This is a genomic window from Paenibacillus sp. FSL K6-0108 (assembly GCF_045040695.1).
In the GTDB taxonomy this organism is placed as follows: domain Bacteria; phylum Bacillota; class Bacilli; order Paenibacillales; family Paenibacillaceae; genus Paenibacillus; species Paenibacillus pabuli_B.
In genome coordinates this window covers 5,637,884-5,661,572 of the sequence record NZ_CP150288.1, presented here as the reverse complement: position 1 = coordinate 5,661,572, position 23,689 = coordinate 5,637,884, and the positions used below count along the sequence as shown (strand labels likewise).

Genomic DNA, 23,689 nt, shown 5'->3' with positions numbered 1-23,689 from the left:
AGATTTATGACATGAAAACCATCAAACGTACGATTGCCGTAGCAACCATTCTGGGTTTATGTGTATCAGGTCTGCCTGCGTATGCGGCCGGAATGTCAGGTTCCGCTTCTTCCACAGCCATGGACAAACTGATTCAATCCCAGCTGATTCGTGGCAATGGTCAGGGCGTTAATGAAGCTTATCTGAACAAAAAGGCAACCCGTATACAGGCTGCCGTGCTCTACTTGCGTCTATCAGGTTTGGAACAGGAGGCACTCGCCTACAACGGTACGGATACGTATGAAGATGCTGCACAAGCAGGCAAGCTGCTGCAACCGGTGGTTGGGTATTTGAAGTTGCATCCGTATCTGTCTGGAATTGCAGCAGGAAGCGAACGTTTTGAACCTAATGCACCGTTGACAACGGAAGGATATGCCGAAATGCTGCTGAAGGTACTTGGATATGAAGCAGGTACAGACTACAATCAAGGAGAAGCTTCCACTTATGCATCCGTTAAGGGGGTGAAGGCGCTTCAAGGTAAGGGTACGAGCGAACTTACCAATCGCCAGATGGCGGAGGCAACCGCACAGGCATTGCAGGCACAGCTCAAGAATGGCAGCGGGACCTTGGAGCAGCACTGGATGAAACATAAACAGGTTCAGGCATTCAAACCTCAAACGTTGCAGCAGACGAAATATGGCGCCATTGATGGCATAACCTATGAACAATACGGTACGCTCGGCTGGCTCGGTGTTCCTTATGCCGCACCTCCGGTAGGTGAACTGCGCTGGAAAGCTCCGCGTGAACCGGAGGCATGGACGGAAACCAGACCAGCGAAACAATTTGCTGCGAACAGCTTGCAGTTATCCGGTAAAAATACAGCCGGCAGCGAGGATTCGCTGTACCTCAACATCTGGCGTCCCGATACAACCAGCTCGAAACTTCCGGTGATGGTGTTCCTGCACGGAGGCGGGAATATGACCGGATCAGGCAAGGATTTTCAGGGTGAACAGCTTGCGCGTAAAACGAACAGCATCATCATTTCCGTGAACTACAGACTTGGAGCACTTGGATTCTTTCAAAACGCGGCGCTGAAAACCGGCAATGCTCTGGATGATTCCGGCAACTACGGTTTGCTGGATGCATTCCGTGCATTGCAGTGGGTACAGGATAATATCGAAGGTTTCGGTGGAGACAGGGGCAATGTGACTTTGGCCGGACAATCTGCAGGAGCCCGTGATGTTCTCGCAACCCTCATATCTCCACTCAGCAAAGGGCTATACCAGAAAGCCGTCGCCTTCAGTGGAGGCTTGACCACAGCGGCACCGGAAGATGGAGAGAAGAAGTCCGAGAATGCGCTCGTAAAGTTGCTCGTGGCAGAGGGCAAAGCGACTACGGATGAAGAAGCCAAGACATGGATTGCTGAACAATCTCAGGTACAGCTGGAGACCTATCTGCGCGAGTTGCCTGCGGACAAGCTGGTCACTGCATTCGGTTCCACGGCGATCCGTATGGAGCCGTTCCCTCATCTGTTCCGTGATGGTACAGTCATTCCAAAAGAAGGATTTGACGCCATTAACAGTGGTAATTATGCACAAGTGCCTGTACTGCTGGGCAGTCTGGAAACCGAATTCTCCGGATTTGCCTTTGGTGATTCGAACTTTGTTCCATCGATTGACGATGGAACCCTGTTTACCGATAAGACCAAGGCTGAGCAGTATGCTGCAGCCCTGAAGTACGGCAGCGAGGCTTATGCAGGTTTTAATGCAGAGCGTGTGGCTGAACGTTTGACGAGTGAGAAGGGACAACCTCCGGTATATGCATACCGTTTTGCATGGGGTACACAGCCTGGCGTCATCTCCGAACGGTTGCAAACGTTGCTTGGCGCACCACATGGAGCGGACATGGACTTTTATACAGGGCATGCGGACGGTATAGCAGCCTATTTCCCGGAAGGTTATTTCAGTGAAACGAACAAACCTGGTCGTGAGCAATTGTCTGAAGCCATGGCAGCTTACCTGAAACGGTTCCTGTACACGGGTAACCCGGGTAATGGTGGCTCGACTGACCTGGCGGCATGGACACCTTGGACGAAAGATGCCAAAACTCCGATCATGCGTCTGGATGCAAACAATACCACAGCAGAGATTGGCATGTCCTCACAGTATAACGAAGGCAAGGAAGCGGTAATGGCGAAGATGAAGAAAGAACTGCCTGAAGAAACGTACAAGCTGTTGACGGAAAAAGTATTTGCAGGCCGATTCTTCTGGGAATAAGTCCGGTTTGGTTGGGAAGGTATATGGGAGTCAGTAAAATGAAAGGACAAGAGAGCACGCTCTCTTGTCCTTTTTATTTATGGTTGCGAGGCTAATTCCTTCTACCTAAAGGTTGCTTGCCCTATTTTTTTCGAAAAAACTAAGTGTTCCTGTGCTCTCGTCCGCGCTTACAAACAGGCTTCGCCCATTAACCCGATGGATGCCTTCCGGCGATTCACCAGCAGTGGGGATAAGCCCGAGGTAAGCCGGATTTACCGGATCAGCAAGATCGAAGAACAAAATGGCATCTGCCCTTTCGGAAGCCACTGCCGCGTAAGTCTTGCCTTCGATCGTTGCTACCGTCAAATTCTCAACTTCACTGCCTTTGTTGGGACTGCGGTCATCCGGGTACAAGCCAGTCTTGGCCGTTGCTTCGTCAATGAGGTTCTGGCTATCGTACATCCGCTTTCCCTGCAGATCCCAGACCGCAATATTGCGTCCGCCTGCTTTTACCGCATCGTCAAATTCATCCTTGCCCAAATCACCTTCATTGGCAGTCAACAGGTATTTGCCATCAGCAGAGAAAGCAATACCATCCGGCTCATAACGAGCGGTTAAACTCTCAGTAAATTGGACAATGCCGTCATCTTTCAGATCGGCTTGATGTGAAGTGGTGCCTAGCGAAAAGATCGAGCTGATCTTCTTCGTCTCCATATCAACAACAGCAATGGCATTGTTCTCCTGCAACGTTACGGCTGCTGTTTTGCTGTCAGGACTAATGGCAACATACTCTGGTTGTGGATCATGCAGATAGCTTGCTCCAGCTACATTTTCCAGGGCTACCGGCAAGTTGGTGATCTCACCTTCAAGTACGTTTCCGCCAGCAAAAGATACAATCATGATGCTGCCTGGACGCTTCGCATTGGCATAATCAATCTCATCGGCGGCTTTGTTAAGTTCTTCATCCTCAATGGCAATAACTGCATGCAGGCCGTCAGGTGACAACGCGATGGAGTCTGGCCCGATGCCAAGTTCATACGTCTTCACGGTTTTGTAGGTTGTGAGGTCAACAATCGCCAGCAATCCCTTATTGGCTTCAGTGTTTGTATCGCCTGTACGAATCACGGCAAGCCCGTATTTGCCATCCTTGGATACCGTTACGCTCGTTACTTCCGCTTTGACGGAGAGGTCATGGAAGCTGACGGTCTTCAAAACGTTGATGTTATTCAGGTCTGCAATATCCAGCACGGAAATGCTGCCATTGTCCGCTTCGGTTACCAACAGACGTTGACCATCAGGAGTAGAGGCTGATATTTCAGCTTTGCCTCCGGGCATCTGAAAGGCCGCAGTCTGTTCAAATCCGGTTTTATTTTGGTTCAGGATCAATTGATTCGTGATTAGCTTTAGCGTTTTGGGAGATACATACGTTGTTCCATTGGCGATATAGCTTTTGCTGTCCAGTGGAGTTTTTACACCGTTAATGGTGGCTGTGGCCGTTCCGATCGGGAGCTGTGCCTGTATGCCTCCGACCTGAATATCGACCCTTTGCTTGCTTCCGTCCCAAGTGACTTTTCCCTGCATATTTTGTATCGCTGTTCGCAGTACGACATGATCGTTAGCAGGTTCAAGTGTGTTAGCCGCATTGGCCATCGGCGTGTAGCTTGTTGCTCCTGTAGTGAGTATGGCTGTCATGGACATAACGGCGAGCCATTGATTTCTCTTTTTCAATGTTCTAGATCCCCTTTACCGTTTCGTGTGTGATGGTATGTACAATTGTTTTAGTATAGGGATGAAATGTTACGAAAGGGTAAAAACACAAAGTGAGTTGTGTAAAATCGTAAACAGGGACGATTTTCATCTGAATAACAGCTGAGATAGCGGGAAATCAACAACAAATCCCTGAAATGGAAAGCTAGCTTTACATGTTGAATGAATTTTGATATATTTACGGAAAGTTAACTTTCCATTTTTGAAGGAGCTATTATATTGAAAAACAGACTGGAAGAAATTCGAAAGAAGAATGGAATCAAGCAGGAGGAACTTGCCGACAGATTGGAGGTGTCCAGACAAACGATCGGATCATTGGAGAACGGTCGTTACAATCCTTCCATTATTCTTGCATTCAAAATTGCCCGTTATTTTGACATGAGCATCGAAGAAATATTCATTTACGAGGAGGAGCAGGATGATGAAAGCAACCAATAAGTGGGTGCATGTACTACTGGCATTGGCAGGTCTGGTTATGACATGTATTGGTGGATTTGCTCTGAGAGGTGAAGCATTAAGCGGAGTCTCGGGTTTGTTGATCGGTTCAGGTTCGGTGCTTCTGGTTCTGGGGCTTGGCAATACGGTGCATTCCATATGGATGAACAAGTCTTCTAATCAGGCAATGTATGCTAAGCGATTGAGACAGAAGGAGATCGATGTTCAAGATGAACGCACCATTCGGTTGAAGGAAAAAGCAGGCTGGAAAACAAACATTACTATTTTTTATATTCTGATGGCCGTAACCGTGCTATTTAGTCTAATCGGTGTAGAACCGATTGTCGTGACTGTACTGGCGAGTGTTTTCATTTTTCAAATTGGGCTGGGCATCTTTCTATTCAATTATTACGCGAAAAAAATGTGAAAATGACCCTTGGGACGACAGCTTCAATATGAAGGGTAACGATCTCGTCATGGGACTGGTCGAAAAGGGAAAATTGCGGTAAAATTAATTGAGAATAGTTCTCAATAAGATTGAATCCATTCCTTTTCGAGGATCATGATCAATACAGGCGAGGTGAAAACTCATGGGCTCTGATGCGTTAGCCGTTGTATACCAGCATTACTTAACGCAGGAACCATTCCGTCAGCACGATGAACATACGTACCTGCTCTCTGCTAAAGCAGGCAGTGGGAGTATCAAAAGGGTAACCACGTATAGTGGTATCGAAATTGTGTATTCTCAGATTAATTATAGTGAGCCGTGTCCTACATTCTTTGCGTCGAATATTCCCATCATTGAGCTGCAGTTTGCATTGTCAGGTGCGCGTTATGTAGACATATCCGGTCAGGAATATACGCTGTCTACTGGACAGGGAGCGCTCCTTATGATTCGTGATTTTGAAGCCTGGTTCCATCCACCTGCACAGGAGAATTATACTTCTTTTGCTCTCGGGATTCCGATCTCGTTGTTCAATTATGCGGGTGCACAATTGGCAACAAGCCAATGCATTCGGTTCAAGGACATTTTGGGGCATCGTGTCTTCAAACCCATCGTATTTCAGTTGGATCACAGAATACGAACGATGATTGACAGTCTGATTGGGGAATTGAACAACCCCTTTAGATCATCTTTGATGATGGAAGCAACCGCTTTGGAGATATTGAATCGGTTTATGATTCAGCTGTTTGATCTGGCACCTATCCCTTTAGGATTCTCCAGAGAGGATATACGGAAGCTGCATACCGCCCGGGAGATTATGGAGGCCTGTATGGTGGACCCTCCATCCCTGCTGGCGTTGTCCAAACAGGTGGGTCTGAATGATTTCAAATTGAAAAAAGGCTTCAAAGCGCTGTTCGGCACTACCGTTTTTGAATATTTGCGTCAGATTCGTCTCGACAACGCCATGAAATTGCTGCGCAGCCAAGAGAACAACGTCACTGAGGCAGCGATCGCAGTTGGTTACAGCAATATCAGTGCCTTTTCCCAGCAATTCTATCGCAAATTCGGTGTGAAGCCATCGGAAATGAAAAAAATATATTAATAATCCGTCTAACCGTTAATTGTTCCGTATGGAGGCAGTCGAGATTCTTTCAACCTTATATACTCCAGGTACAGTGGTTACTGTACTGAAAAATAAAGGAGTGTATGAGCGTGAACAGAATTAGAGGAAGTATCTTTTTTAGCGTATTTGCAGCCATGTTGGGTCTTATGCTTATTGCTCCCATTATGCCGCCGCTTATTCGTGAGCTGGGGATGAAAGAAAGTCATTCCGGGCTCATTATTTCACTCGGGTCCATCGCCATGGCTGTAATGGGTCCGGTATGGGGCAGATTCAGTGATCTGAAAGGCAGAAAACCCATCATATTGATTGGATTCATAGGCATGTCCATAAGCTGTGCGTTGTTTGCATTGGCGATGTATAGTGGATTAAATGCGTGGATCGGAGGAGGCCTGCTGTTAACCCTTCTCATTGTAACGCGGAGCTTGATCGGTATGTTCATTCCGGCAGTGTTATCCTCTTCTCAGGCATATATGGGCGATGTGACGGAAGGGGAAGAGCGGGGAAGCGGGATGGCGATTATTAGTGCCGCCAATGGGCTGGGACTTGTATTTGGCCCTGCGATTGCAGGTGCTTTTACCATAATCGGGCTGCTGTGGCCGCTTTATTTTGGTATTTTTATTGCGGTAGTGGCGTTTATTATCGCTTTGTTGCTCATTCCTGCTGCCAAGCCGGTCATTCAGGAGAAAGCGCCCAAGGTTAACCCGCTCCAACGCGGTTTGCGGATGTATCTTGCTGCTGGTTTGGTTACAATGATGGGCATTATGACGTTACAGGTTGTCGGTGGGTTTTATTTTCAGGATCAGCTCGCATTATCTCCAGGAGCTACAGCCAGAATGGTCTCCTTCGGACTCATGTTCTCCGGAGCTGCGATGCTGATCATGCAGGTGATCCAGATGAAGTGGTTGAAATGGCAGCCGCGGCCGATGATTTTGCTCGGGTCCCTTTTTCTGCTCGCAAGCATGGTATTGTTTCTGATCTCCAGTCAATTGGTTGTCTATTATCTCTCCTTCTTCCTGTTCGGCATGGGCTCGGGTCTGATGATGCCTGGTTTCATGGCAGGAGCTTCTCTTTCGGTCAGCAAAGAACAGCAAGGTGGCGCAGCCGGATTGGTTGCAGCGATTCAAGGCATATCTGCCGTGATAACCCCTTTACTGACCACAACGCTGTATCAGGTGGATCAACATATTCCGTTCATGCTGATAGCCCTGTTGGTTCTAATCATGGGTATTATTATGCTGGGCATTAGAAAAGATCAATCTGGTCCAGCGAAGGCAAAGGAAGCCATACGTTCTGCATTATAGTCAGATAAAGCCAGAAGGTCAAAAAAGGTCAAAATAAAAGAAAGCAGAATCTATTTTAAGGGAATGAATCGTGGCGTGGAAAAATCGTTCTTTTTGAGCTTTAACGAATTTTGAGCAATGTTGGGGTCGCTCTTATAATAAGACATGTAAGCAACAACTAAACCAACCACACATAAGGAGCTGATTTTGATGTTTGATCTGATTCCGTTTCGCAAACGAAATGAAGACCTGTTCGGACACATGCTGAAATCCTTCAATGACATGGTTGAGTCTCCATTCCTCTCTCCATTCGGAACTGGCTTACAGCCATTTCGGACCGATATTCGAGAGGAAGAAAACAAATATCTGGTAGAAGCCGAGCTTCCCGGCATCGCCAAAGAGGATATAGATATTCACGTTGAAGGTAATGAACTGATCATCCGAGCCAAACGGAATGAAATGACTGAGCAGAAGGATGATACGAATCGAATCATTCGGCAAGAGAGACGTTCAGGTGAATTTATCCGACGTTTCTATGTGGAGCATATTGATGAGGAAAACATCAAGGCCAGATTGGAAAATGGCGTGCTGAAGCTCGACATTCCGAAACGTCCGGGCGAAGATCACAGCCGCAAAAGCATTCAGATTGACTGACACATGTAAATATAGGAACGTTATTCCTCCCTCATGGCAGTCAGCCAGCAGGAGACGCTTCTGATGTTATTCCCCGGGGCGCTTAGCCCGGGGATTTTTTTACATCATCATTTAACGGGTTTGATATGGACATGTACAGTCCATTTCTTGTTCGCTGGATGACCTCAGTTTCATCACAAAGCGCGTAGCATGATCCCGGCTGATTCACATTACTTCTCTGCCGCTGCCTGCATCAGCTTGTAAATCTGGCGGGTGGTGTTCACGTTCCGGACCGTCATATATTTGTAGACCTTGGAGCCTATGAGCTTGTTCATACCACTTTTGGTGACAAGTTCTTTGCTGACGGAATATAAAATGGCTCCTGGAACATACAGCAAGGTACCGATTTCCGGTTTCATGGGCAGTTTGTCCAGAACTGAAACGTCATTCACCTCATCCCAGAGGAACATGACATCACTTTTGGCTGTGGCATCATTCGTCCAGTTCTCCGGCAGTGCTTGAATAACGGTCCGGACTTCGTCCAGATTACGTACCATCACCTTGATCTGTAAGCCAAAATCGACAGCTATGGCTTGTTCAAGAATCTGGGATAATTCCGTATTCGCATCCATGCGTTCCTGATGGTCGGCAAAAATAATATTGCCTGAGTTGATGTATGTGACCACACCCAGCAATCCCGCTTGTTCAAACGTTTCTTTTAACTGCTTCATATTGATTTTGTTATTCCCGCCCACATTAATGCCACGAAGCAGAGCAACATAAATCATGATTCAACCCTCCGTATCTTGTGATCCTTTACTTCTAACGAAATGACAAATACTCGAATAAATGTGCAGTATGCTCTTCTCCCAGTACATCATTCAATATAGGTTCAACATGCTCCAGATATTCGGGTTTGGTTTCATACGTTTCCTCGTCCATCAATTCCCCGGCATAGGCCCGTGCAGCTTCAATCAGGATGGCGAGTGCATTAAAAAAGTCTGTTAATGAATCAGCAATAAGTTGAGGTTCTTCACCTGCAAAAGCCGCATATACCGGTGAGTCCGGTGCAGCTGTATCAACAATTAATGGATCATCGTTAAAATTCGCGATGACGACATGATTTTTTGGCCAAGAGGCTGACTCCTCATAAGGTTCGTTCATGCCGATCCAGCGGTGACCTAGTTGCTGACGATGGAGATGTTCAGGTGCAACAAAGAAGAGCAGAGCCGCATCACCGATCTCGACGGCTGCACTTTTCATTTTGAGTGTGCCTTTGGCCAGTTCATCCATCATCTCGTAGTGGCTGTACAGATATTGAAGCTCTGGAGAGAGCGGGATTCGTTCATCCACTTCCGGCAGGCGGTGTTGTTCACGAGGACGCAGATCATGATTTTTGAAAAGTCCATATGCTTCATTATATAAGTCTTGTTGCTCTACCAAACGGATGAGGGCGGCATTTAGCTGTTCCATCGGTGGCTGATTCCTCCTTGTATTAGGCTTGTTTTCAAGCAGTTACATTCCCTTATAGTCATAAGCATAATCATATATCAAAATGGGAAAAGCTTACACCCTGGTTATATAAATTGAACTAAAGAATATTTACACTTGCCACTCCGATGACAGAACAACCTTCCGATCGCTGTTATCCCCAGATTTTTTTGATTTCCTCTTTTAAAGGTGAAAATCCGGGAATAAAGGCGAAGCGTATGCTTTCGATGTAGCTTTCTTTCAGAAAGCTTTTAGCTCCGCTTCTTCAGGTTATTTCTGTCCTCTCCGTTCTCGTGTAAATGTGTAGATCAATTGATATACTTAATATTGAATACGTTTACATTAAACTGCGAACATGTTATACTTTTTCTCAAATGAGGATTGTTACTGCTTTGGCAGGCAAAACCTGAATGTCGATATGTGTGGACTCCGTCCAGCTCATATTGATGTTTGGGTTTTTTTGCATTTTAAGGTCCATATTAAGTAGCAGGCCAACCTCGCAGACATTCCCAAATCACATCGCGTGCAACACAAGAAAGGGGAGCATCACGAACATGAGTACAAGAAAATGGTTAAACGTTTTGGCGGCTGGCTGCCTCAGTATGGTTCTGATTGTCAGTGGATGCACATCCAAAACACCGCAAACGGCTACTGAAACGCCGAACAAGACGACAGAACAGGAACAAAATGAACCTGCAGAAACGGCAGATCATTCCGCAACCAAAGCCAGAACGGTGATTACAACCGATGGTGAAGTGGATGATATGAACTCGGTTATTCGTTTTCTGTTATATTCCAATGAAATGGATCTGGCGGGCATTGTGCTGACCAGTTCAGTGTATCATTATGCAGGCGACGAGGAAGCAGGAATTCAACCTTTCCGCTGGACAGGTACACAGTGGGTGTACGATATGATTGATGCCTATGGTGAGATCTATCCCAACTTGTCCAAACATGCATCGGGATATCCGGAGCCGGAGCAGCTTCGCAAGATGACCAAAATCGGTAATATCTCCGACAAAGGGGAGATGGCGAAAGAAACGGAAGGTTCCGAATTTCTCGAAACGCTTTTCCTCGACGATGATTCCAGAGATCTGATTGTGCAGACCTGGGGCGGTACGAATACAACAGCCAGAGCACTGAAATCGATTGAAGAAAAGTACAAGGACACCGCGGAGTGGGAAACGATTCGCAAAAAGGTCAGTGATAAACTGGTGCTATACATTATCCTCGATCAGGATGACAGCTATAACGACTATATTGCAAAAAATTGGCCGGACATTCGCATTCTGAACGATCAATCGAACTTCTGGCATTTTGCCTATGCGTGGAAATTCCATACAGAGGAAGTCAACAGCAAGCTGCATGGCGACTGGATGGTCAAAAACATTCTGGATGGTCATGGCAAGTTGTTGGATATGTATGCAACCATGGGTGACGGTAAAATGATTGAAGGCGAGCTGGACGAAGAGCAGCGCGGTAGTGCTGAATATCTGAAGAAAAATCCGCAGTATGACAAATACGATTTTATCTCCGAAGGTGATTCGCCATCCTTCTTCTATCTGATCGACAATGGCCTGCGCAGTATGGAAGACCCTTCCTACGGTGGATGGGGTGGTCGCTTCGGTGTGGTAAATGACAAGCTGTTCAGGAACAACGTTCTTGATTACGATCCGTATACCAAACGATATGAGGCTGAATACACTCTGATGAGATGGTTTGACGATATTCAGAATGATTTTGCGGCTCGTGCCGATTGGGCTGTTGCGGATACCTTTGAAGGTGCCAACCATAATCCGACACTCACCATTAAGGAAGGATTAGACCTGTCCGTCAGCCCGGGCGAGAAAGTAACCCTTCATGCAGAAGGCCAGGACCCGGATGGGGATCAGCTGACCTATAAATGGTGGAGATATTTTGAAGCAGATACGTACAAAGATTCCGACGTCCAGGAGGAGAAAGTCCAGCCTGAGATGGCGGGTGACCTGCAGCTTGGATTGCATCGTGAACTGGCGAAGGGCGAGAAGCTGGATACAATTCAATTGGAGGGCAGTGACACCGATGCTGTAATGTTCACTGTGCCTGATGATGCTAAATCCGGTGATACAATTCATATCGTAGCCGAAGTACAGGATGATGGAGAGCATCAGTTGAAGCATTATCAACGTGTGATTCTCACTGTAAAATAGCCAAGGATGAAAAAAATAAGAACAAAGAGCCCTTTCGTGATGAGAGGGCCTTTTGGCATACAGTGTGCATGATGATTTATGTATCCAAAGTAATGAAAATTAATATTTCCTATCCATAACCCAAATATTTCCGATATAATAACCAGATGGATCAAAGCAAAAGAATACTACCTCAGAGAGGTGATTTGGATGACGATTGACGTCCTCGTGCGTAACAATGTGAATGTGCTGGGAACAGGCAGCCAAACGATTATGTTTGCACATGGGTTTGGGTGTGATCAGGATATGTGGCGCTATATTGTACCGAGTTTTACGGAGAACTACCGGGTTGTTTTATTTGATTATGTAGGCTCGGGTGAATCTCAAATTAACTATTATGATGCAGACAAATACAGCAATCTTCAAGGATATGCCCAGGATGTACTGGAAATTATGGAAGCGCTCAACTTGAGAGATGTCATATTTGTTGGACATTCTGTCAGCAGCATGATTGGCATGCTCGCTTCCATCGAAGCATCCAACTATTTTAGACATATCGTTATGCTGGGGCCTTCCCCACGTTATATAAATGATCTTCCCAATTATTACGGTGGTTTCGACCGGCGTGATATCGATGAGTTACTGGAAATGATGCAGATGAATTTTATCGGATGGGCCAGCTATCTTGCTCCGATCGTGATGCAGAACCCGGAACGGAAAGAACTGACAGAAGAGCTGGAAAAGAGCTTTTGTTCGAGAGATCCGCATATTGCGAGGCAATTCGCTGAGGTGACATTTTTCTCGGATTGTCGAGATGAATTGGAGCGGGCTTCGGTGCCAACACTGATTCTTCAATGCTCGGATGACAGCATTGCTCCGGTTGAAGTCGGGGATTACTTGCATGCGCATCTGAAGAATAGCAGGCTTCAACAGATGACGGCGAAAGGACATTACCCACATTTGAGTCAACCTGAAGAGACAAGCCGTTTAATTAAAGACTATATGCAGAGCGTGTAAAGTATAATGAGAGGACAGGCAATTATTTCATGGATATTCAATTAGATGTGGCTCCCTGTGGCTACTTCTCGATCACTGATTCGGGAATCATTCATTCCATCAATCAAACCCTGCTGACCATGCTGGGTTATGAACGCAATGAGCTGTTGGGACGGCATATCGAGTCCACCATGTCGGTGACCAACAAGCTTTTTTTTCATACGTATTTCTACCCCTACATTCAGTTATATGGGCATGTGGACGAGATGTACTTCTCGTTTCGCACAAGCGATCAGCAGGATATTCCTGTTCTCCTGAACGGGATACGCCAGATCCGCAACGATGAAAGCGTTATCGACTGTGTCGTGGTTGTCATGCGTAAGCGAATTGAACATGAGAAGGATATTCTCAATACCAAAACGAAGCTGCAGGAGCTTTATCAAGCAACACATGAGGCGAACAAGGAGCTTGAACGACTGCACGAAGAATATAAGGTGAAACAGCAGGCGCTAATTAAAGTGAATGATCAGCTGGAGACGATGGCCTCGACGGATCTGCTTACGGGACTCAAGAACCGCAGATTTTTTCAAGATAAAATGCTGGAAAGCCTGTCATTCTTCCGGGAAAATCAGTGTCTCTTCTCCCTTCTGGTCGTTGATATTGACCACTTTAAGCATATCAACGATACGTATGGACATCCGATTGGAGATCTGGTTCTGGGTAATCTGGCAGGCCTGCTGCAATCGGTGTCACGGAGCACGGACGTGGTGGCGCGTTATGGCGGAGAAGAATTTGTCATTATTCTTGCGGATTGTGATCGAGAGCAAGCTGTGACTATAGCAGAGAGATACCGTTCACAGGTCGCCTCTGCCGATTGGGGAGAGTATAACATTACAGTGAGTATTGGCGCGGCTACGGTTTCGCAGGAAGATACCGATCAGTCATTGTTTCAAAAAGCGGACCAGGCGCTGTATGCCTCCAAAACGGGTGGGCGAAATCGGGTGACGCATGCAGCCGAAGCAGCGAGTAATGGTAGTAAACCTTCATAATTGATTAATAACTGTCGATATAATATTCAGCAATGTTATCTCTATTAGAGGAAGTGAATATATCATTATGAATCAGGTTGAGGCTGTTTTGGCTGCAATGCCATTTATCCGCGAAGCTACTCGTCAGGATGTTTCCATCTCGGTCATGGATCGGGAAAAGTTCCTGTTTTTCGAATCCGGCAAAGCCTTGAAATATGATTACAAGGCAGGAGACCCGATTGCAGATATGCACAGAGACTTCAAGATGTTAAAGAATGAATCCAAGACAAGGGAGCATTATCCGGCTGAGGTTTTTGGTATTGCTACCGATTCCTATTTCCTTCCAATTAAGAATGAACGGAACGAGATAGAAGCAGTCCTTTGCATTACATATAGTATGGATACCCAGGATCAATTGAAAAAACTGATGAATCAGGCAGGAGAAGTTACAAGCAGACTGATTGAGGGTATCCAGCACGTAGCTGCTCACTCGGAAGAGTTGAGTGCAACCTCGGAAGAAATTTTGAGCAATACAAAACGTGCGGTCGAAGATTCCAGTAATGTGAATGAAGTGGTAAGCTACATAAAAGAGATCTCAGAGCAGACCAATCTGCTGGGCTTGAATGCCGCAATTGAAGCAGCACGGGTCGGCGAGGCGGGGGCAGGGTTTGGGGTTGTTGCCACGGAGATCCGTAAAATGTCCACAGGGACCAAGGAAGCTACGGGACGAATTGAGCAATCTCTTGACGCTGTCAGAAAATCCGTGTTGAACATGGAGCAGGAAATTGCCCAGATTTCAGTTTCTTCACAAGAGCAGGCCAAATTGGTCACAGAGTTTATGAATGTGATTGATCAATTGAACGAAACCAATCATGGATTGCGACAACTGGTCGAAAAAATAACCGACAACGCTGAATAATCATTTGCATCGTTAAGCCTTAGAGACCAAAGTCCAGTGTCCAAAGTCTGAAAAAAACGCTCAACTACCATCGTGGTTAAGCGTTTTTTTCGTTTTTGCTTAGAGTTTACCGATATGAATCAAATCCATCTTACTCCTGGCTCATAAATCCATATCCCTTGGCAGGTGAATTGGCTTGGAGAGTGAAGTCTTCGTTGGTCTCATCCATAAATTTCGGGTCCACATATAATGAATGCGCGTCATTTCCTGATCCCTCCATGTAGGAGGAGAAGCCGGAGTACTCCCTGTTTTTCCAAACCCACATTGCCTCTTCTTGTGGTGCAGAGGAGTAGTAAACGTTATGATCAAACACATTCCCCGAATTACTGGTGTATTCATTGTAAATGAGCACGTCAGAGTTGCCTGATACAAGAATGTTCCGTTTAAACGTATTGTTTTTCGTTCGGGCTTGCAAGAATAGCTGTCCATTGCCTGCATCCAGCAAGTCGTTATCCACTAACGTATTGTACATAATTGTACTGTCCTCGGTAGAACCTCGTTCCTCATCATAGCCGCCCATGGCGATGCCTGTAAGCCTGTTATGAAAAATCAGATTATCCTGCATCGTAATGCTGCTCGTCGAACGTCCGGCATGCTCCGAAGCAATCTCAATTCCGATATCGTTGCGATATACCCGATTATGGTCGATGATATGATTTTTGCCTCCATCTACATAGATTCCCCCGGCAGAATTGCTGTCATTGGGCAGGTTCGTTCCATAAGACGGATTGAAATTGGAAGAGATATTATAGACTTCATTTCCACGTACAATCCCGTTTCGCGCCAGATCGTAAGTATCGTCCTCCGAAGTTCCTTCATACCCAATCAGATCAATACCGATGTTGTCGGTATCATGGATCGTATTATCCAGTATGGCAAACGTATCCACATTCCCGTTGACTGCGAGTGATTCACTTGAACCGAGCACGAGATCATATAGTTCATTATCCTTGATGATGATATCCCGCAATGCTTGGGGGTGCTCCGTGCCATAAATGGCGATTCCATGGGCATCCCTGCCCTGTAAATCTGGTCCTGAAGGTGCAGCATCATTTACAATGGCATGAACGGTGTTGCCCAGCAGTTGAATGTGTTCTCCTGCCCCGTGAACATATATACCAGTAGGTACTTGTCCCCGAAGTGAGGTTGTAAAGTTGCGGATTTCGAGATTTTGAATCGTAATATAGCTGGCATTTTCGACTTCAATCAAACCCTCTATGCCGCGTACTGACAGACCTTCACCATCAATAATGACCTTCTCCTGTGGATAGCTGGAAAAGAGGGTTGGATTGCCCGATGAGTTGCCGCTACGAGTGATTCTGACCTTTTGGTGATATACACCTTCCCGCAAATAAACGGTGCTTCCCGGGGTGGCATGGTCGGCAGCGTACTGCAGCGTTTTCCAGGGAGATTGAATGGTTCCTTTATTCAAATCATTTCCTTGTGGTGATATGTAATACATCTTCTGGGTATCCGGTACCTGCACAGCCTCGGGAGAAGGGAAGGATGAAGCCTCATCCTTCTGACAACCGGTTGCGAACAGGGTCAGGGCCAGGAGTGCAATTGAAGCTATACGATACAAGATGATTCCTCCTTATGGTTTTGTTAGGAAGTTCGATTATAGCAGATTTGAATGGTGAAATAGAGCGTGATATGCTCATAGAGAACAGTTTGCTCAAGGATCGTTAAGCAGGAGATGGGTCTCAAATTCTTATTCCACCTGAGATCAAGCTTCTCTATTTTGAACCCTGAAGCGTTAATGGGCTTCGCCAAGTCGGAGTGAACACGAGTACAATAGGAATTGAACGATATGTATAAAGAATGGGTAGAGAGGGACGAGTAATCATGCTTAAATTAACCGTAGACGAATTAGTGGACCGGGAACATCACGCTTGGGAGGAGCTCAAGGAGCTGTTGGACCATGGACAAAATAAATACACTTATGTTCCTGCACAGCGGGAGGCCGGAGAGGATGCGCTCTATCACCTCCAAGTAAGCACCAAATCCTATTTGGGAGCCGTTGCCTATGAGACAGAGGGAATTGTGTTGGATGATGGCTGGATTACGTTACTTGGATCGGGTGGTGACCGTATTTTCGGGAGTCTGACCGGTTGGAATGGTGTGGGTGACCAGCCGTGTGTACCCGCATTGGAAGGCATGATGATCGTCGCCTACGATGCTGCGGGTGGATTTTTCGGTATGGATATGGGCAAGTATGGCCGTACGGGACATGTGTACTATTTTGCCCCTGACACGCTGGAATGGGAATCGACAGAACTGGCTTATTCAGGCTTCATCAACTGGTTGGCTAATGGTGATCTGGAGCAGTATTATCAGACCTTTCGCTGGAAGGGCTGGCAGAGTGACATGGGACAGCTTCAGACAGGACAAGTATTCGCGTATTATCCACCGCTTTGGACGGAAGAGGGCAACGGTGAGAGCAGCAGCAAAGCTCCTGTAGAGGTGGAGGAAGCCTGGAAGGCAGCATTGGCTGGAAAATAAAAGTGTTATGGCAGGTCTGTTTGGAAGGGGGCGTATGAGTAATATGCAAATCGAGAACATTCAGAAGCATTACGGTATCGTTTTTCCGCACGAGTATCTGGAGTTTCAACGGGAGGTCAGCGGTAAAGCATTTGATGTGATTGAGAATGGTGAGGTCATCGATTGGGAAGTATGTTTCTCTGCTCTCGATGATCAGTTCATCGCGAACAATATCAATCTGGTAGACGATGTGAATCCCGATCCGCGTCGGATTATTCCATTTGCTTGGAGTGTCAGCAGCGGCAACAACTACTTATTGGATTACCGAACGAATCCGGAATCTCCTGCCGTACTGGTTATGGATCATGAAGAGGCGATGGTGCGAGAAGATGCCGAGAGCGAATCAGAGACGCCGGAGGAAGCCCAGCAACTGCTGGAGGAAAATGTACGAGAGATCGCTGCCAATTTCAATACATTCATAGCTTGTTTAAAAGCCAGACCCAGTGATCCAGTTGAGTGATTCACCGTTTGAATATCATTGTGAACGACAAAAGGCCCGCGCTATGCGCGGGCCTTTTACTCAGCCAAATAAATAAATGCTTTTTAGAACGATGTAGCTCACTTTCTAACTTGCAACCTATCCAATCTCGGCCATCGTAGCCGTAGAGTTCGATCGTGAAGCTTTGTTATGCCAGACTACGATGACAAGCGAGGCCAGACAGACCAAGAGCAGACATCCATATACAACATGATAGGCTTTCTCTACCGGAACACCCGGAATGCCGTGCAGCATTAACCCGCAGACAGCCACGGATACCGAACCGCCAAAAAACTGGATCAGCTGCAACAAGCCCATACCGGAACCGATTTGCGCTTTGGGCAGCACCCGAGATGCTTCGTTATTGAGCGAAGCGATCGAGGCGGAGAGTGCCGGGGAGAAGAAGAGATATCCTCCGGTGATAATCAGAGCAGACTGATTCAGCCCCAACATAAACAGAGCAAGTACTGCGGCAAGCAAAACGTGTCCAATCATCAGAAAACGCATATTGCCGTAACGGTCAATCCAGCGACCTACGAAACGGGTACAGAATGCCGAGACGAGAGCTCCAGGAGCAATCAGCAAACCAATAGCCAGAGACGAGCGTCCAAACAGATCGGCGAGCACTAGCGGCATCAGGAATAGATTGCCCAGATTTACGACCAGAACACAGAAGCCGATGATCAGCAGCCGGGTAAACCCTGGTGTTCGGAATACAAGCGGATTCACAAAAGGCAGGCTCGCCTTACGAATATACACGATGTGCACAACAAGTGAAATGACACCGATGGCGAGCCATAACCATGACTGCTGGGTGATGGCAACCAGAAGAGTGGTTGCATTTATCACGGTTAATGCTGCACCGAGCATATCAAAGGGGTTCTCCGGTTTGGCTGTTTCACGCGGGAGAAAATAGAGCAGTACGGGCAGCGCAAGCAGGACAAGCACCGTTATGGCAAAAAGTCCATTCCAGCCCCAGTACTGACTAATGAGTCCGCCCACAATGGGGCCAAGCCCAAACGCCATTGCACTACCTGCCGAGATCAATGCAATGGCAGCTCCGCGGCGCTCCAGCGGGATGTAACGGCTCGCAATGACAAGTCCGAGCCCGGCCATGACCCCTGCACCCGCAGATTGCAAAATGCGTGTTACCAATAGGATCGCAAAGCTGTGCGCAAATAATCCGATGACTGAAGATAAGCCCAAAATAAGCAATCCCACCGTCAGCAGTTTGCGTACCGGAATACGGTCAGACAATCGGCTGTAAATCACCGTCGACAAGGCATAACCAATGGAGTAGCTTGAGATGACCCAGGACCCCAGGTCCGATGTGATCTGAAGATCATGAATAATAACGGGCAAAGAGACGTTAAACATGGTGGTATTCATCACAACGATGAACAGGCAGCATGTCCAGAGAGGCATTACAATTTTATCTTTCACGTAACCATTCCTGTCTATGAATTCAATAAACCATTTTACGCTCAATCTTCTTATATGGCAATAATGTCATAATTGCAGTGGGTTGAAAAGATCAGACTCCATTTTCCTTATCCAGGATCGTGAAGGTTCTATAGGATGTTATAAAAAATAGGCGCCCCAAATTTTAAGGGCGCCCATTACTGTTAGGCTGCGCTGGTTTGTGTGCCACGATTGCGAATCCACTTGATGACATCCATCAGAATGACCGCGGCGAGAGCTAGTCCACCAGCGATGAAGAATTCATTCCAACCAAATGCATTCGGGATGGCGAAAATGCTGCGAACCCCTGGAATCAGCGTAATTCCATAGAGGCAGAGACAGACCAGGATGGAGCCGAGGACATATTTGTTGGTGGTGAAGCCGACCTGGAAAATCGTCTGTGTGTTGGAGCGCGCTGCAAAAGTTTGCAGACTCCGTGCCAGAATCAGGGTCGTAAACGCCATTGCCACACTCATTTCCTCCGAGATGCCCAGTCCAATATATTGGGATATGATAACTGCTGCTCCGATCAGAACACCACGTGTAATGACAGCCTGCAGCGTTCCTCCGGCAAAGATGCCTTCGTTAATATCCCGCGGTTTGCGGCGCATAACATCCGGTTCAGCTTTTTCAGTACCGAGTGCAATGGCAGGCAGAGAGTCATTCACCAGATTGATGAAGAGAAGCTGAAGGGCCGTAAATGGGTTCACCCAACCGACCACAAGTGCAAACAAAATGGCGATAATCGCCCCAAGGTTTCCGGCAAAAAGGTACGCAATGGCTTTTTTGATATTATCGAACACCATCCGCCCGACACTGACGGCATTCACGATGGACACAAAGTTATCATCCGTCAAAATCATGGCTGCCGCATCCTTCGCGACATCCGTTCCGCTGCCCATCGCTACGCCGATGTCGGCTTGCTTCAATGCGGGTGCGTCGTTGACACCGTCTCCGGTCATCGCTGCAATCTTGCCTTTGCGCTGCCAAGCACGAACGATGCGGATTTTATTTTCAGGAGATACACGTGCATATACCGAGATATGTTCGAGCTGCTGATCGAGTTCCTCATCCGACAGTTTGTCCAGCTCCGCTCCGGTAAGGGCCAGATCGTCCGGGCCAGCAAGTCCGATATCCATACCGATAGCTTGGGCTGTTGTTTTATGGTCGCCGGTGATCATGATGGTGCGAATCCCCGCCTTCTTGGACTCTTCGATGGAACCATATACCGCTTCACGCGGTGGATCGATCATGGCCGTTAGACCAACGAGTGTTAGATCATGTTCGTCCTCTATCGTGAGCTGGTCTTTGTCATCAAACTTTTTGTAGGCGTAAGCTAGTACACGGAAGGCACGTTTGGAGAACGCTTCGTTTTTCTCTTCAAACTGCGTGCGAATCTCGGACGTTAATGGCTGAACTTCTCCGTTTATAAAAACATGGCTACAGCGGCTGAACAGCACATCCGGGCCACCTTTTGTCAGCAGGGCCGTTTGTCCTTCAAAGGTGTGCACGGTACTCATCAGTTTCCGATCCGAGTCAAAAGGAAGCTCGGCTTCACGCGGAAACTGGTCACGAATTTCGTTGTAATCCTTGTTCACCCGGTTGCTGAAGGCAATCAGTGCCACCTCGGTTGGGTCACCGAGTTCCTTGCCTTCCTGGTTAATATTTGAATCATTGCAGAGTACTGCAATATGTAATAAGCGCCGTTCCTCTGCAGACCATTGCTTCGGATCATCGGGGAACTCGTCTTTGGTGCCATGGGGAATGTAATAGTCCACCACCGTCATTTTGTTCTGGGTAAGCGTTCCTGTTTTGTCGGTACAGATAATACTGGCAGAACCCAATGCTTCCACGGCAGGAAGACGTCGGATGATAGCGTGCTGTTTGGCCATTTTATTCGTACCCAGAGACAATACAATCGTCACAATGGAGGAAAGGGCTTCTGGGATGGCGGCGACAGCTACAGCAACAGCGAACATCAACGCATTCACGATGGAGGGGCCTACATTTTCAGTTCCTTCGGTGAACCAGACACGTCCTGCTTCAATGGCAAAAATGAGAATGGACAAGCCCAGAATGAAAAAGCCCAGCTTCTTGCTGAACGATTCCAGTTTGCGTTGCAGGGGAGTATCTTTCGCTTCCGCATTTTCAATCAACTCGGCGATCTTGCCGATTTCCGTTTTCAGTGCCGTACCCGTAATGACGAGCGTACCCCGACCATACACCACAAGTGATCCACTGAATGCCATATTGCGGCGATCCCCGATGGGAGCTTCTTCCGGGATGGCATCTGCGTGTTTCTCCGCTGCTTCGGATTCTCCTGTCAGCATGCCCTCGTTGATTCGCAAGCTGCCTGATTCCAAAATGCGGCCATCTGCCGGAACATAATCACCTGCATCGAGCAGGACAATGTCACCTGGAACGAGATTCCGCGCGGGAATCGTTTTTTTCTGTCCATCACGAATGACTTTGGCTTCGGGAGCAGACATTTGCCGGAGTGCATCCAGAGAACTTTCGGCCTTTTTGGTCTGTACAACACTGATTACCGCATTTAACAGAATGACGAGAAAAATGATTAGCGATTCAATCAGATGCCCAAGCACAATTTGAACAGCGGCAGCAATAAGCAGCACGATGACCATGGGATCTTTAAAATTTTCAAGAAACAGCTTCCAGATGGGTGTTGCAGCTTTTCCTTTTAACTCGTTATATCCTTCGGTCTCCAGTCTCTTCTCAGCTTCAGAGGTTGTGAGTCCGTTATTGGAACTCTGTACGTCCTGAAGTGTTTCCTCTGCACTGTGTCTGTAATGTTGCAATGGTTGAACAGCTCCTTGGATCATAGATTTCGGATATTATATTTCTTTGTGTATATAACCTTGCAGACGTATAAGAATCAGTGAATTTTCATCATTTTGATGAACTTCATAGGTAGAATCTCCGTGCCTGGTGAATCTCATTCGTTTGCTGTGATTACGAGTTGTATCTTCTGTGGGTTGCACTTTTTAGGAATGGAAATAGATATTGGGAGGATATCGAAAACTGTGTGCGTCATCACACTTGGACACTTATGGGTCTGCTACGCTATTTGATAACGAACATCGTTTAATCCAAATAGGAGGGAAATCATATGTTTTGTTATCAGTGTGAACAGACGCCTAGCGGCGGGTGTACCTTAGTTGGCGTATGCGGCAAAAATGAAACGATCGCCAGCTTGCAGGATACGATGATTTTTGCGCTAAAAGGAATCGCTGCCTATGCAACACATGCGCGGCAGCTCGGCTATCACGATCCTGAGGTCGATCGCATTACACATGAGGCCTTGTATATGACGTTAACCAATTCCAACTTTAATGTGCAGGAACATCTGGATATGGCTATGAAAGTAGGGAATGCAGCGATTCGTATTATGGATGTACTGGATCGTGCGCATACAGACCGTTTTGGTATTCCGCAACCAATTACGGTTAGTCAGAACCAGATTGAGGGACAGTGCATCGTGGTAACAGGACACAACCTCTATGCATTGGAGGAACTTTTACGCCAAACGGAAGGAAAGGGCATCAACGTGTATACTCATTCGGAAATGTTACCCGCCCATGGATATCCGGCCCTGAAGAAATATGCTCATTTGAAAGGCAATATCGGTAAAGCCTGGTACGATCAACGCAGACTGTTCGAACAGTTTCCAGGTGCCATTCTTGCAACGACCAACTGTGTCATGCCGATTAAGGGGACGTATGCAGATCGCTTTTTCTCGTACGAAGTGGCTGGTTTGGAGGGGGTTGCCAAAATTATGGATGATGACTTCACTCCCTTGATTGAACGTGCATTATCATTGCCTGCGGCAGATGTACCATCCGAGCAAGTGTTAACCACCGGATACCATCATGAGACGGTGATCGGACTTGCTCCCGAGATTATTCAGGCGGTAAAGGACGGACATATCCGTCGATTCTTCGTTATTGCGGGCTGCGATGCACCGGGCAAAGGTGGCAACTACTATCGTGAATTGGCTACTTCGTTGCCGAATGATACGGTAATTCTGACCACATCCTGCGGCAAATTCCGTTTCAATGATGTGGATTACGGTACAGTGGGGGATACGGGCATTCCCCGTTATATCGATCTGGGGCAATGCAACAACTCCGGTTCTACGGTGAAAATTGCGATGGCCCTAGCGGATGCTTTTGGGTGTACTGTGAACGAATTGCCTGTCAGTATTGTCCTGTCCTGGTTTGAGCAAAAAGCAGTTGCCATCCTGCTCGGCCTGTTCAGTCTCGGCATTCAAGATATCCGAATTGGGCCGAAACCTCCTGAGTTTATATCAGCCGGTGTATTGGATGTGCTTGTTGACATGTTTGGCTTGAAGCTGATCACAACGGCAGAGGAAGACATGAACGCCATGCTGGCGTTGTCGTAAGATAGGCAAATTGGAGTACGGGGTAAATGATTCATAAAATAAGATGAAAGAGAGCCTACATCAGCTGTAGGCTCTTTGCTTTTTTTCTTTTACTAGGTCATTATACCTTGCGCAAAAATCAAGAAATATAAGGAGAATTCGTTTTTTTATCCTATTGAAGTTTTTTCATGGAAATGGCTATATAGATAAGGGCACATCATAAAACTCGGGTTTACCGCAGCATAAGGAGAA

The 23,689-nt window shown here is 46.9% G+C and carries 19 protein-coding genes; 13 read left to right on the top strand and 6 right to left on the bottom strand.

Features of this window, described 5'->3' with window-relative positions:
- The first annotated feature begins 11 nt into the window (after positions 1–11).
- Positions 12–2,255: a carboxylesterase/lipase family protein gene (locus MHB49_RS25765; protein WP_405153492.1), complete on the top strand. Its 2,244-nt coding sequence runs from the start codon at positions 12–14 to the stop codon at positions 2,253–2,255.
- Between the two features lie 105 nt (positions 2,256–2,360).
- On the opposite strand, the gene MHB49_RS25760 is transcribed toward MHB49_RS25765, so the two are convergent.
- On the bottom strand, positions 2,361–3,962 hold the full coding sequence (locus MHB49_RS25760) for a choice-of-anchor I domain-containing protein (RefSeq protein WP_405153491.1): 1,602 nt from the start codon (positions 3,960–3,962) through the stop codon (positions 2,361–2,363).
- Positions 3,963–4,220: 258 nt separating this feature from the next.
- Here MHB49_RS25760 and MHB49_RS25755 point away from each other — a divergent pair, with 258 nt between their 5' ends.
- From MHB49_RS25755 to MHB49_RS25735, 5 genes are all read left to right on the top strand, one after another.
- On the top strand, positions 4,221–4,439 hold the full coding sequence (locus MHB49_RS25755) for a helix-turn-helix transcriptional regulator (RefSeq protein ID WP_062325685.1): 219 nt from the start codon (positions 4,221–4,223) through the stop codon (positions 4,437–4,439).
- The gene (locus MHB49_RS25750; RefSeq protein WP_405153490.1) at positions 4,420–4,863 is read left to right on the top strand and encodes a hypothetical protein; all 444 of its coding nucleotides are present in this window, start codon (positions 4,420–4,422) and stop codon (positions 4,861–4,863) included. The genes MHB49_RS25755 and MHB49_RS25750 overlap by 20 nt, the downstream gene beginning before the upstream one ends.
- A 163-nt stretch (positions 4,864–5,026) precedes the next feature.
- Positions 5,027–5,983, top strand: a complete 957-nt coding sequence (locus MHB49_RS25745) for a helix-turn-helix transcriptional regulator (protein WP_405153489.1) — start codon at positions 5,027–5,029, stop codon at positions 5,981–5,983.
- Between the two features lie 110 nt (positions 5,984–6,093).
- Positions 6,094–7,305 (top strand): MFS transporter, encoded by a 1,212-nt coding sequence (locus MHB49_RS25740; protein ID WP_405153488.1) that lies wholly within the window; start codon positions 6,094–6,096, stop codon positions 7,303–7,305.
- Positions 7,306–7,494: 189 nt separating this feature from the next.
- Positions 7,495–7,938, top strand: coding sequence for an Hsp20/alpha crystallin family protein (locus MHB49_RS25735; RefSeq protein ID WP_405153487.1), 444 nt, complete (start codon positions 7,495–7,497; stop codon positions 7,936–7,938).
- Between the two features lie 209 nt (positions 7,939–8,147).
- Here the strand turns inward: MHB49_RS25735 and MHB49_RS25730 are convergent, their stop codons facing one another.
- Together MHB49_RS25730 and MHB49_RS25725 are read right to left on the bottom strand one after the other, a co-directional pair.
- Positions 8,148–8,705 carry a DUF1697 domain-containing protein gene (locus tag MHB49_RS25730; RefSeq protein ID WP_405153486.1) on the bottom strand — a complete coding sequence of 186 codons (558 nt, stop codon included), beginning with the start codon at positions 8,703–8,705 and terminating at the stop codon, positions 8,148–8,150.
- Positions 8,706–8,739: 34 nt separating this feature from the next.
- Positions 8,740–9,390: a hypothetical protein gene (locus tag MHB49_RS25725; protein WP_405153485.1), complete on the bottom strand. Its 651-nt coding sequence runs from the start codon at positions 9,388–9,390 to the stop codon at positions 8,740–8,742.
- Positions 9,391–9,962: 572 nt separating this feature from the next.
- Between MHB49_RS25725 and MHB49_RS25720 the strand changes: the two genes are divergently transcribed.
- The 4 genes from MHB49_RS25720 to MHB49_RS25705 all read left to right on the top strand — a co-directional run bounded on the left by MHB49_RS25720 (position 9,963) and on the right by MHB49_RS25705 (position 14,519).
- Positions 9,963–11,597 (top strand): nucleoside hydrolase-like domain-containing protein, encoded by a 1,635-nt coding sequence (locus tag MHB49_RS25720; RefSeq protein ID WP_405153484.1) that lies wholly within the window; start codon positions 9,963–9,965, stop codon positions 11,595–11,597.
- A gap of 189 nt (positions 11,598–11,786) precedes the next feature.
- The gene (locus tag MHB49_RS25715) at positions 11,787–12,593 is read left to right on the top strand and encodes an alpha/beta fold hydrolase (RefSeq protein ID WP_405153483.1); all 807 of its coding nucleotides are present in this window, start codon (positions 11,787–11,789) and stop codon (positions 12,591–12,593) included.
- Between the two features lie 29 nt (positions 12,594–12,622).
- On the top strand, positions 12,623–13,621 hold the full coding sequence (locus MHB49_RS25710) for a diguanylate cyclase (RefSeq protein ID WP_405153482.1): 999 nt from the start codon (positions 12,623–12,625) through the stop codon (positions 13,619–13,621).
- Positions 13,622–13,688: 67 nt separating this feature from the next.
- Entirely contained in the window at positions 13,689–14,519 is an 831-nt protein-coding gene (locus MHB49_RS25705) for a methyl-accepting chemotaxis protein (protein WP_405153481.1), read from the top strand.
- Between the two features lie 130 nt (positions 14,520–14,649).
- On the opposite strand, the gene MHB49_RS25700 is transcribed toward MHB49_RS25705, so the two are convergent.
- Positions 14,650–16,140: a DUF5123 domain-containing protein gene (locus tag MHB49_RS25700; protein WP_405153480.1), complete on the bottom strand. Its 1,491-nt coding sequence runs from the start codon at positions 16,138–16,140 to the stop codon at positions 14,650–14,652.
- 263 nt (positions 16,141–16,403) lie between these two features.
- Here MHB49_RS25700 and MHB49_RS25695 point away from each other — a divergent pair, with 263 nt between their 5' ends.
- Together MHB49_RS25695 and MHB49_RS25690 are read left to right on the top strand one after the other, a co-directional pair.
- The gene (locus tag MHB49_RS25695; protein ID WP_405153479.1) at positions 16,404–17,060 is read left to right on the top strand and encodes a DUF2625 family protein; all 657 of its coding nucleotides are present in this window, start codon (positions 16,404–16,406) and stop codon (positions 17,058–17,060) included.
- A gap of 34 nt (positions 17,061–17,094) precedes the next feature.
- Positions 17,095–17,559, top strand: coding sequence for an SMI1/KNR4 family protein (locus MHB49_RS25690; protein ID WP_405153478.1), 465 nt, complete (start codon positions 17,095–17,097; stop codon positions 17,557–17,559).
- A gap of 117 nt (positions 17,560–17,676) precedes the next feature.
- On the opposite strand, the gene MHB49_RS25685 is transcribed toward MHB49_RS25690, so the two are convergent.
- On the bottom strand, positions 17,677–19,020 hold the full coding sequence (locus MHB49_RS25685) for an MFS transporter (RefSeq protein ID WP_405153477.1): 1,344 nt from the start codon (positions 19,018–19,020) through the stop codon (positions 17,677–17,679).
- 182 nt (positions 19,021–19,202) lie between these two features.
- Complete coding sequence (locus tag MHB49_RS25680) at positions 19,203–21,854, bottom strand: cation-translocating P-type ATPase (protein ID WP_405153476.1); 2,652 nt, start codon at positions 21,852–21,854, stop codon at positions 19,203–19,205.
- Between the two features lie 311 nt (positions 21,855–22,165).
- Here MHB49_RS25680 and hcp point away from each other — a divergent pair, with 311 nt between their 5' ends.
- On the top strand, positions 22,166–23,458 hold the full coding sequence (hcp, locus tag MHB49_RS25675) for a hydroxylamine reductase (protein WP_405153475.1): 1,293 nt from the start codon (positions 22,166–22,168) through the stop codon (positions 23,456–23,458).
- Positions 23,459–23,689: the final 231 nt, after the last annotated feature.

Bases quoted from the DNA above. Each gene is read 5' to 3' on its own strand.
- MHB49_RS25690 (WP_405153478.1), top strand. From the start codon at position 17,095: ATGAGTAATATGCAAATCGAGAACATTCAGAAGCATTACGGTATCGTT.
- MHB49_RS25735 (WP_405153487.1), top strand. From the start codon at position 7,495: ATGTTTGATCTGATTCCGTTTCGCAAACGAAATGAAGACCTGTTCGGA.
- MHB49_RS25745 (WP_405153489.1), top strand. From the start codon at position 5,027: ATGGGCTCTGATGCGTTAGCCGTTGTATACCAGCATTACTTAACGCAG.
- hcp (WP_405153475.1), top strand. From the start codon at position 22,166: ATGTTTTGTTATCAGTGTGAACAGACGCCTAGCGGCGGGTGTACCTTA.
- MHB49_RS25705 (WP_405153481.1), top strand. From the start codon at position 13,689: ATGAATCAGGTTGAGGCTGTTTTGGCTGCAATGCCATTTATCCGCGAA.
- MHB49_RS25730 (WP_405153486.1), bottom strand. From the start codon at position 8,705: ATGATTTATGTTGCTCTGCTTCGTGGCATTAATGTGGGCGGGAATAAC.
- MHB49_RS25720 (WP_405153484.1), top strand. From the start codon at position 9,963: ATGAGTACAAGAAAATGGTTAAACGTTTTGGCGGCTGGCTGCCTCAGT.
- MHB49_RS25695 (WP_405153479.1), top strand. From the start codon at position 16,404: ATGCTTAAATTAACCGTAGACGAATTAGTGGACCGGGAACATCACGCT.
- MHB49_RS25765 (WP_405153492.1), top strand. From the start codon at position 12: ATGAAAACCATCAAACGTACGATTGCCGTAGCAACCATTCTGGGTTTA.
- MHB49_RS25750 (WP_405153490.1), top strand. From the start codon at position 4,420: ATGATGAAAGCAACCAATAAGTGGGTGCATGTACTACTGGCATTGGCA.
- MHB49_RS25710 (WP_405153482.1), top strand. From the start codon at position 12,623: ATGGATATTCAATTAGATGTGGCTCCCTGTGGCTACTTCTCGATCACT.
- MHB49_RS25725 (WP_405153485.1), bottom strand. From the start codon at position 9,390: ATGGAACAGCTAAATGCCGCCCTCATCCGTTTGGTAGAGCAACAAGAC.
- MHB49_RS25715 (WP_405153483.1), top strand. From the start codon at position 11,787: ATGACGATTGACGTCCTCGTGCGTAACAATGTGAATGTGCTGGGAACA.